Source organism: Paenibacillus kobensis NBRC 15729, from assembly GCF_004000825.1.
Taxonomy (GTDB): Bacteria; Bacillota; Bacilli; order Paenibacillales; family Paenibacillaceae; genus Paenibacillus_T; species Paenibacillus_T kobensis.
Window position 1 is genome coordinate 90070 of the sequence record NZ_BILZ01000016.1, and the last position, 11778, is coordinate 101847.

General features: G+C 53.5%; 1 protein-coding gene. It reads left to right on the top strand.

Annotation, left to right across the window (positions count from 1 at the left end; all coding sequences use genetic code 11):
- Positions 1-201 precede the first annotated feature (201 nt).
- On the top strand, positions 202-11778 hold an 11577-nt coding region (locus PKO01S_RS12065; protein ID WP_127531596.1), incomplete at its 3' end, for a non-ribosomal peptide synthetase.

Here is an 11778-nt window from a genome sequence, read left to right on the forward strand (position 1 = left end):
CCTAAATGAGTATTTTATAGGTTTACATACCAATATTTATTATTTAAGATAATGAACCGTAAGGAATCATCCCTCGGGGATCTGAATGGCAGGAGAGGATCGAAATTGTTGTGACTTTAGGAGAGTAGCTGTTATTGCTGTGAAATAATAATCGGAAGGTCGGAATGAGATAAAGAACATTCAAGGGAGTGGAATTCATAAATGACCCGTAAGGAACAAAAGCCTCTGTTTCCCCTCACGCATCCGCAAAGCAGAATCTGGCATACCGAAATGATGTATCCCCAATCGGACTTGAATCACATTGTTGTCAGCAGTGAAACCGAACAAGCGATCGACTTTCGAACGCTGGAAGCGGTCATTCGCCGGTTTATGAACCATCAGGACGCATTTCGGATTCGCTTGACGACAACGGATCAGGGCCAAGTCAACCAATACATCGAAAACGATTCCGGTTCCCCCATAATCGAATACGTGAAACTGGATGCGCAGTGCGGGTTGGACGAGCTCCTGTCGCAGGAGGAATTTTTCAAAGGCGACCCGATAGGCTGCGAGTTGTATCGAATCTATCTCTTTGAGCTCGGAGAGAGAAGAGGATTCATCGCGAAATTTCACCACCTCATCGCAGACGGTTGGTCCAGTACCTTATTCATCGATTACGTCTGGAAAGAATACATAAAGGTCATGAAGCAGGAAGACAGCAACAGCATGGAGCTTGAGGAGAACCAATCCGTTCCTGTCAGTTATCTTCGTTATATCGAGAACGAACAAGAGTATCTGGGCTCCAAACGATTCGAACGGAATGAACAGTTCTGGTTGGATACGTTCCAGTCGCTTCCCGACCGCCTTCCGAAGCCGTCTGTCACAACAGCTGCATCAAGATTGTTTTTTGTTCTGGATGAGCAGCAGGATGCCTGTATCAGAACCTTTGTGCAAGAGAGAGGCCTTACGGTTCCTGCCTTCTTCATGACCGTCTTTTATATGTACCTAAGCCAGGTGGAGCAGTGCAGAGACCTCACCTTGGGAACACCGGTATTTAACCGGTCGAGCCGGGAGGAACGTAATCTGTTCGGCATGTGCACCAGCACGATGCCCGTCCGGCTGAACAGCAGTCCGGATCAGCTTGTGAGCGAGCTGTTCTCATTCGTTAATGCCCAGCTCAAACGCTGCTATTATAACCAGAAATACCCCTACAACCTGCTAGTTCCCGCACTCAAAAAGATGAATCCCGAACTAACGCGACTATACGACTACAGCCTCAATTTTCTTAATTACAGATTCATTCCGTCGCTTAACGGTACGCCAATCGTCACGAACTGGCACCATTCCGGCAGCCAAGAGGAATCCCTCACCTTAACGATTGCGGAACGTCACGAGCAGCGAATCATCGTCAGCTACGATTACAAGACGGATCTGTTCACGGAACAGGACATTCGGATGATTCATGAGAGGATGCAGCATATCATCGGCCAGGTGCTGAAGCCCGAAGAACTCAAGCTTCAGGATATCGAGATTGTCACTCCGCAAGAGCGGCAGCTCATGGACGAATTTAACCAGACCTTCAAACCCTATCCTTACGAACGGACCCTTGTGTCCCTGTTTGAAGAGCAGGTGGACATGTCGCCGGATGCCATTGCCGCCGTTTATCAAGACCAGAAGCTTAATTACCGGGAACTAAATGCCCGAGCAAACCGGCTGGCCCATAGGCTCAGCGCCGAAGGTGTTCGTGCGGGCCATGTGGTGGCGATCATGGCGACCCGTTCGCTTGATATGCTGTCCGGTATTTATGGCATCCTGAAGGCCGGCGCCGCTTACCTGCCAATCGATCCCGAATATCCGCAGGAGCGGATCTCGTATATGCTGGCGGATAGCGGGGCACAGCTGCTCATCTGTGAGGAGGAACTCCGGTCTCGTGCAGATATGGCAGGGAAGGTGCTTCCGCTGCGTGTCGAAGGGGACGACGAACTGCCATCCGATAATCCGGAGCCCGGATGTGGTCCGATGGACCTAGCCTATATCATCTACACCTCAGGCTCCACGGGACAGCCGAAAGGCGTAATGATCGAGCATCATGCCGTGGTCAACCGCTTGGCGTGGATGCAAAGCCGGTATTCTATTCAGGCTGGGGACGTCCTTTTGCAAAAAACACCGCTTAGCTTCGATGTATCGGTATGGGAGCTCTTCTGGTGGTCCTTATACGGTGCAAGCGTATGTCTATTGGAGCCCGGCGGGGAAAAGGATCCTGACGTGCTGATGCAAACTATTGCTTCGCAGCGCGTAACCGTTCTTCACTTCGTTCCCTCTATGCTCAATGCCTGGCTGGAGGCTGCGGAGAGCGGAGCGAACCATGCCGATCTCTCCAGTGTGAGACGGGTATTTACAAGCGGAGAAGCGCTGCATAAGGGGCAGGTGGACCGGTTTTACCGATTCACGGAAGCCTGTGACTCAAGAGCATCGCTAGTCAATTTATACGGCCCGACAGAAGCAACGGTAGATGTAACCTATTACGACTGCGCCCCGGGGCTCGAACTCGTTCCGATTGGCAAGCCAATCGATAACACGAGGCTGTATATTGTCGGAGAACAGCTGCGGCTGCAGCCGATCGGCGTTCCCGGCGAGCTCTGCATTGCCGGTGCAGCACTCGCACGAGGCTATCTGAACCGGCCGGAGCTCACGGAGATGAAGTTCGTGAACAATCCCTTCGAAGAGGGAGAACGGATGTATAGAACCGGAGATCTGGCAAGATGGCTGCCGGACGGGAATATCGAATATCTGGGCCGGATAGACAGCCAGGTCAAGGTCCGCGGTTACCGGATCGAGCTGGGGGAAGTCGAAGCTCAGCTGCTGCAGGTTCCGGATATTCTCGAAGCTGCCGTCATTGTAAGAGATGACCATGCGGGGCATAAGCAGCTCTGTGGTTATTACGTTGCGGCAAGGGAGCTCGCCTCAAGCGATGTCCGGGGCTCTCTAGCTGACCGGCTTCCGGGCTATATGGTGCCTGCCCACTTGATCCAGCTCCAGGCCATGCCGCTCAGTCCGAATGGTAAGCTGCACCGTAAGGCGCTCCCGGAGCCGGAAACAATACTGCCAGGTGCATCTGCGAATATAGCTCCCCGGACGCCGGAGGAGAAAGTTCTCGTCTCCATCTGTTCCTCGGTGCTGGGGAATCCCAATATCGGCGTACAGGATCACTTTTTCGAATTGGGCGGAGATTCCATTAAGATTCTCCAAGTGATCTCTAAGCTGGTTCAGGCTGGATACAAGCTGGAGATGAGAGATGCCTTTGCTTATCCTTCACTCGAGCAGATGAGCCGCAGGCTGAAGCCAATGGCGAGAGCAGCTGATCAGAGACAGTCTGTCGGCGAGGTAATACCGACACCTGTGATCGCCAAATTCATGGAAGGGGCTGCCGAGCCGCTTCGACATTTTAACCAGAGCGTCTTCTTATACCGTCAAGAAAGGTTTGATACACGCGTGCTGCGCCAGGCGCTGCACAAGCTTACCGCGCATCATGATGCGCTAAGAATGGTACTGAAGAAAGGGGAATCGGGCTGGAGGCTTTGGAACCGCGGAACGGATGAGGGGGAGCACTACACTCTCGAAGTGTTCGACTGCCAGGAATCAGGTGTCGTCGGAGATATGATTCAGGAGCGAGCTTCCCAGCTCCAAGCAAGCATCGATCTGGAGAACGGCCCGCTGATGAAGCTGGCACTCTTCCAATGTCCAGACGGAGATCATCTGCTCATCGTTATTCACCATTTGGCGGTGGACGGATATTCTTGGCGCATCTTGCTGGAGGATCTGAGCCAGGCTTATGGACAAGCGCTTCAAGGCGAGGAACCGGTTTTCCCGCTGAAGACGGATTCCTTCCGCAAGTGGGCGAATCTGCTTGACGCCTATGCAGACACCGAATCCATGCGCAAGGAGCTTCCTTACTGGCTGGAGATCGAGCGAACGGAAGTGTTCGAGCTTCCTAAGGATAGGGATGAAACCGCTCCGTTTGCATGCGATACGGAAGTGGTGGAGATCGCTTGGACGCTAGAAGAGACAGAGCTTCTGCTGAAGAATGCTCATCGGGCTTATAACACAGAAGTAAACGATTTGCTGCTTACGGCATTAGGCATGGCAGTCAGCGCTTGGAGCGGGCGGAGCGGAATCCGAATCGATCTGGAGGGGCATGGAAGAGAGGGGATTTTCCCGGATGCCGACTTTTCTAGGACAGTTGGCTGGTTTACGAGCATATATCCAGTGGTGCTGCTGGAACAACCGGACCTATCGCTCGCGCAGCGGATCAAGAAGCTGAAAGAACAGCTCCGCGCTATTCCCGATAAGGGGATTGGATACGGGATTCTCCGGTATCTCGCTGCGGATGATGGGGAGTGGAGGCTCCAAGCGCGGCCTGAAATTTCGTTCAACTACTTGGGTCAGTTCGATCAGGATCTGCAGAACAACGCCATGCAGCTCAAGCTCTCCTCATACGCGGGAGGCAGCATGGTTGACGGCCGAGCCGTGCGGAAATATGTGCTCGATATGAACGGAGCGATAAAAGGCGGCCGCTTGACGATGGAGATCGGCTACAGCTCTAAGCAGTATCACCGTGTGACGATGAACAAGCTGGCTGCAGAACTGCGACGTGCGCTAAGTGAGGTGCTTCAGCACTGTTCGGCTAAAGAACAACCAGAATTGACGCCGAGCGACATTGTGGCGAAGAACATATCTATCGATGAATTGGATGAGCTGATGGAACGGCACGGCGGCAACACGGGCGGGCTTGAGAATGTATACCCTTTGACTCCGATGCAGAAAGGGATGCTGTTCCATTCGCTGGTTAATTACCAGCCGGAAGCTTTCTTGCAGCAGATTAGTATGACCGTACATGGAGCGCTGAATATCGAGCTGTTCCGCGCAAGCTGGAATGCGGCGATGAGGCGTCATGATGCGCTCAGAACGAATTTCCTCATACTAGGAAGAGAGGAACCGATTCAGATCGTATACCAGGAAAGAGAGATCCTTTTCCACTATGAAGATATCCGGGAGCTGGAGAGAGAGAAGCGAGAACAGTATGGAGACGAGTTCGTCGTTATCGATCGGAGCAAAGGATTCGATCTGGCCGCCGATCCTCTGATGCGGGTATCCGTTCTACGTAAGAGGGATACGGAATATCAGGTGGTCTGGAGCCATCATCATATCGTGCTGGACGGATGGTGTCTTCCCCTCCTGATTCAGGAAGTATTCATGCACTATTCCGCCTTCCGTAAGGGAGGCCAGCCGGAACTGCATGCGGCAGTTCCTTACCGAGGTTATCTGTCCTGGTTGTCGGGAGAGGATGCTGAAGCAGCTGCGGCGTATTGGGGCTCTTATCTTCAGGGGTACGAAGGAATCTCCTCGCTGCCGCAGCGTCTGGAAGGAGACCGCCGCAGCGGATATGCTGCCGGAGTATTGGAGTCTGATATCGGCACGAACCTGACCAATCAAATCGGTGCTATCGCCAAGCAATACGGTGTAACGCTAAATACCGTTCTGCAGACCGCTTGGGCGATGGTCCTGCAGAAGTATAACGGATCTGATGATGTCGTATTCGGCAGTATCGTATCCGGACGTACCACAGAAATACCGGAGATAGAGAAGATGATCGGCCTGTGCATTAATGCGATACCGGTGCGTGTTGCCTGTGAAAACGGAGAGCGCGTGTCGACCGTGATGCGCAGAGTCCAAGACCAGGCAGTCGATTCGCACGCTTATGATTATTATCCTCTGTACGAGATCCAAGCCCAAGTAACACAAGGTCAAGGGCTGATCGACCATGTCTTGGTGTTCGAGAATTACCCGTTAGCGGACAATATTGGGCAGCTAGGAGAGCAGAGGGCAGCGGACTTGGTATGCCGTGACATCTCCGTTCATGAGCAGACCAATTATGATCTGAATCTCATTGCTCTTGCCGGTGAAAGCTTAAGACTGCGTTTTCTATACAACAGTCATGTCTATGATCCAGCTGTAATAGCTGGGATATCCGAGAGTCTTCTTCATGTACTCAATCAAATGGCCCTCCGCCCGGAGATGAGTGTAAGCGAACTAGAACTGATATCCGAACAAGAGTTCATCCGTCAGCAGGCGAGCATCTATCTCAGCGCAAGCGATCCGAACGACGGTCAAACGGTGCACGGCATGTTCGAGAAGCAATCGGAGCGGACTCCGGATGCGGTCGCGGTTGTAGCAGACGGGATAATCATGACTTACCGAGAATTGAACGAGCGTTCGAACCAGCTCGCTCGTGTGCTGGTGCAGCAAGGCGTCAGCACAGACGGAATCGTCGGCTTGATGATGCACCGGTCTGCGCGTTATATCCAATATGTGCTTGCAGTATTAAAAGCGGGCGGGGCGATTATGCCTATAGATCCGGAGAACCCGGCCGATCGGATTCGCCACATGCTGGATGACAGCCGCCCTGTGCTGGTCGTTTCGGATACCCCTGTGGATGGGGCCGTATTAGGCGAGGCTGCAATGCTACTTGCCGAGGAGGCAGAAAGAGCATCAGCCGATATACAAAGTACAAATTTGCTGGTGAAGGGTATGGCATCAGATGCCATGTATGTCATTTTCACCTCCGGATCGACCGGGGTACCCAAGGGTGTGCTGCTGGAGCATCGGACGCTTCTTAACCTGCTGCAATGGCAAAGGGACGCTATTCCCCTCGAAGAGGGGAGGTCGAAGGTGCTTCAGTTCGCATCGATGAGCTTTGATGTCAGTTATCAAGAAATTTTCACCGCGCTGCTAGGCGGGGCTGAACTGCATGTCATCCCTGAAGAGCTGAAGAGACACCCTAAAGCGCTCATAAACGAGATTGTATCGAGCAAGGCAGACATCGTATTCCTGCCGACAGCGTACCTCAAGTTCATCGCTTCGGAGAAACGTCTTCTGGAACGTCTGTCTCGTAGCAGCATGAAACATCTGGTCGTGGCTGGTGAACAGTTGGTCATCCATCCGCTCCTGCGGTCTTATCTGCAAGAGAGAGGAGTCACCCTCCACAATCACTACGGCCCGTCGGAGGCACATGTGGTGACAGCTCTGGTCATGCGGGGCGGAGAAGCGTTCATTCCGAATGTGCCTACGATCGGCAAGCCTATTGCCAATACCTCTATCTACATTTTGGACCGTAACGGCCGTCCGCTTCCCGAAGGTGCGTCTGGAGAGCTGTGCATTGGCGGTGCCGGGCTTGCGCGCGGGTATGTGAATCGTCCCGAGCTGACGAATGAGAAATTCGTTCCGCATCCGATTAAGAACGGGGAGAAGATCTATCGCACGGGAGATTTGGCAAGGCGGCTTCCTGACGGCACATTGGAATATCTGGGCCGCATGGACCATCAAGTGAAAATCAGAGGCTATCGGATTGAGCTTGGGGAAGTAGAGTCACGCCTCCTCGATATCCATTCTGTTACCGAAGCGGTCGTGCTGGCACTGGATGACAAGGAGGGGGGCAAATATCTGTGCGCCTATGTTGCGGCGGGGCGCGAGCTTGCACCGGACCTTCTCAGAAGAACGCTCGGCGAGAAGCTTCCCTCCTATATGATTCCGTCATTCTTCATACAGCTGGAGCGTATGCCGTTGACGGTTAACGGCAAAGTCGACCGCAAGGCGCTTCCTCATCCAGATCGCGAGACGCTGCGAGAGAAGACGTATAAGGCGCCGCGCAGTGAAACCGAACGGAAGTTGGCTGAAATCTGGAAGCGTATTTTGAACCTGCAACAAGTCAGTACGGACGATCAATTCTTCCATATCGGCGGCCATTCCTTGTCGGCTGCGAGCCTAGCAGGAATGGTCAGCAAAGAAATGCAAATTGAGCTGTCCATCCAAGAAATATTCCAGCATCCAACACTTGAAGGAATGGCAGTGATCTTAGAATCAAGAACACCTGGAGCTTTCATACCTATTCCTCGTGCTGATGTTTGTCGTGACGGTTACCCGGTTTCCTCTGCCCAGAAGCGGATTTATCTCGCTTGTCAGCTCGCAAGCGGCGAATTGAGCTACAACATGCCCGGGGGGCTGAGAATAGAGGGCACTTTCGATCTTGAGAAAGCCAATGAAGCTCTGCGTAAGATCCTGCTTCGTCATGAAGCTCTGCGGACGGCATTCTTGATGAAGAACGGCACGATCGTGCAGCAGATCGAGGAAGAACTGCCATTCCTAATTGAGCCTATTCATGCACCGGGAGAGGAAGAAATGACGGTGCTGCAGCGGTTTATCCGGCCGTTCGACTTATCGCAGGCTCCGCTTCTTCGGGCAGGTCTGTTCACCATGGAGCCTGGACGCCAGCTTCTTCTGTTCGATATGCATCACATTATCTCGGACGGAGTATCGCTTCACCTGCTGGCGCAAGAGTTTGCTGCACTGTATCAAGGCCAAGAGCTTGCCGCCCTCCCTATTCAATATAAGGATTATTCGGCATGGCAGGAGAGTGCGCCTTATCGGCAAGCGCTGGAGCCGCATCGAAACTACTGGATGACGGTCTTCCGTGACGGGATTCCTCTTCTGGAGCTGCCGACAGATTTTCCGAGGCCCAATGTGCAGAGTTTCCAAGGAGGCAGCGTGAGCTTCCGAGTCAACCGGATATTGACGGATGAGATCAGTACGCTAGCGCGGCAAATGAACGTCACTCTGTTCATGACCTTGCTGGCCGCTTTCAATGTACTGCTCTCGAAGTATTCGGGAGAACAGGATATCGTCGTGGGCAGTCCAGTAGCGGGTCGGGAGCATCCGGATGCGGAGTCGCTCATCGGCATCTTCATCAACACGCTGGCACTGCGCAACTTCCCGGAGGAGAGCAAGACTTTCCGGGAATTCCTGACCGAAGTGGGGGAGCGGACGCTGGAAGCGTTCGAACACCAGGCATATCCGTTCGAGGAGCTGGTAGAAAACCTGGAGATTCCACGAGACTTAACCCGCAGTCCCTTGTTCGATATCATGTTCGTGCTTCAGAATACGAAATCGGTTTCGTTATCCGCCGAAGGGCTTAACATCCAGACGGTGGAGGCGGATACGGGCGCAGTGAAGGTTGATTTGACGCTGACGTTGACCGAGGATGCGAACGGGCTGCAAGGGAGCCTGACATACGCCGCAGGGCTGTTCAAGCGCGAAACGATTGAGCGGATGGCAGACCGCTTCCTTGAGCTGATTCATACGGCGGTCCGGGAGCCGGATATGTCGCTCAAGGATATTAGCATCATGACGAGTCAGGAAAAGCATACCGTGCTGGAGCTGTTTAATCGAACAGACGCCGTCTACCCCGCAACGATGACCGTTCATAAGTTGTTCGAGAAGCAAACGGAACGGACGCCGGATGCGCTGGCTGTCATCTGCGGGGGAGTTCGGCTGACCTATGCGGAGTTGAATGCGCGGGCGAACAAGGTGGCTCATAGGCTGAGAAGCTGCGGTGTACGCGCGGATTCAGTCGTCGGGATTCTGACCGAGCGCTCGGTGGATATGATGACGGGCATCTTCGGCATTCTGAAGGCGGGCGGCGCATATTTGCCTCTAGATCCGGCTTATCCCTTGGAACGGATTCGCTACATGCTGGAGGATAGCGGTACGGAGGTGCTGCTCTCTAACGCGGACGGGACGGAATGGTTCAATGGGGAAGTTGTGGACCTTAGGGCGGATTACTTTCAAGATCAACCTGATCACAATCCGGAGGCGCTTAGCGGACCGGGGGATCTCGCTTATGTGATCTATACCTCTGGCTCGACCGGCCAGCCGAAAGGCGTCATGATCGAGCATCATTCGGTCATCAACCGGCTGAATTGGATGCAGAAGAACTACCGCCTCTCCGAAGGGGATATCATTCTTCAGAAAACGCCGATCAGCTTCGATGTGTCGGTATGGGAGTTGTTTTGGTGGTCTTGGTACGGGGCAGGCGTATGTCTGCTGGAGCCGGGCGGAGAGAAAGATCCGGCTCAGATCGCCGCTGCGATTGCGGACCATCGCGTCACAACCATGCACTTCGTGCCGCCGATGCTTGGCGCTTTCTTGGAATACCTCGATTCCCATCCGCAAGCAGGCCTGAGCTTAAGCAGCTTAAGACAAGTCTTTGCCAGCGGCCAGGCGCTGCCTAAAGGACTGGTGGAACGGTTCTATAATCATTTGGGCAATCAAGGTGCTCAGCTTGTGAATTTATACGGGCCAACGGAAGCGACGGTAGACGTTACCTCGTTCGACTGCAGGCCGGGACTTGACCGAATTCCAATCGGGAGACCGATCGACAATATCCGTCTGTATGTGGTAGACCGACATCTTCGCCCTCTTCCCGACGGGATTCCAGGCGAGCTGTGCATTGCAGGTGCGGGGCTGGCCAGAGGATATCTAGGACGACTAGAGTTGACAGAAGAGAAGTTCGTTGCGAACCCTATGCAGCCAGGTGAACGGATGTACCGAAGCGGAGATATTGCCCGTTGGCTGACGGACGGGAATATAGAGTATTTGGGCCGGATAGACCACCAGGTCAAAATACGCGGCAACCGGATCGAACTGGGCGAGATTGAGGAAAGACTTCTTCAGCATGAGCATGTGCGGGAAGCGGCTGTGATTGACCGGACCGATGAGTCCGGATCAAGCTACCTTGCGGCCTATGTTGTCGCGCAGCAAGAGATACCGGCCTATGACTACCGGATGCATTTGGCCCACAGCCTGCCGTCGTACATGATCCCTGCATGCTTCGTAAGCATGGAGCGCCTGCCGCTTACACCGAGCGGCAAGCTTGACAGGCGTGCACTGCCGGTTCCCGATCTATCGCAAGGGGGAGCCGCTCCGTATGCCCAGCCCGAGACTCCGCAGGAATGGAAGCTTGCGGACATATGGGGCGAAGTGCTTGGAAGGGGCCAGATCGGAATCGATGACCCATTCTTTCAGATCGGCGGAGATTCGATCAAGCTGATCCAAGTGGCCAACCGGATTCATCAGGAATTCGGCGCACAGATAGACCTCAAGGAACTGTATACCTATCAGACGATTCGTGAATTCGCCGATTATATGAATCGCAATGGTTCCAGCCTCTCGAACGAGCAATTAGAGCGGGGGCTGGCGCTGGTCGGACAATTCCAGGAACAAATTCGCAAGGAGCCGGCCTTGCAGCCATACTTGCAGCATGGAGCAACGGATTATTATCCGCTGAGCAAAATCCAAGCGAGCATGGTTTATTATTCGAAGCTGAAGCCGCATGAACCGATCTATCATGACCAGTTCTTCTTTACAGCGGCAATATCGCCGTTTAACGCTGAAGCGATTCAGCAAGTAACCCGCCTGCTTACCGCTAGACACGATATCCTTCGAACGGTCTTCGATACGGCACAATTTGCCGAGCCGGTTCAGCTCGTCTATAGCGAGCCAGAGCCCGACCTTACAATAGAAGACATCCGGCATCTGCCAGTCGGACAGCAGAAACGGCATATCGATCACTCGCGTCAACAAGATCTGGCGGACAAATATTTAACGGACGACCGATTGCTGTGGAGGCTGCGTATATTCCGAATCGGCGAGGATGAGGCAGTCATCCTTCTGTCCTTCCACCACGCTGCATTAGATGGATGGAGTGTAGCGGTATTCCAGCAGGAGTTCATGGAGCTGTACAATCGGATCGCCGATCAGGGTGAAGTTGTACCGTCTTCTTCCCTTGAGCTGCCTGCGCTCCGTACATCCTATAAGGAATATGTGGCGCTTAATGCGTACAAGCTGACCGACCAGACGACAGCCGAATATTGGCAAAGCTTGCTGTCGGGCTATACGCGGGGCAAG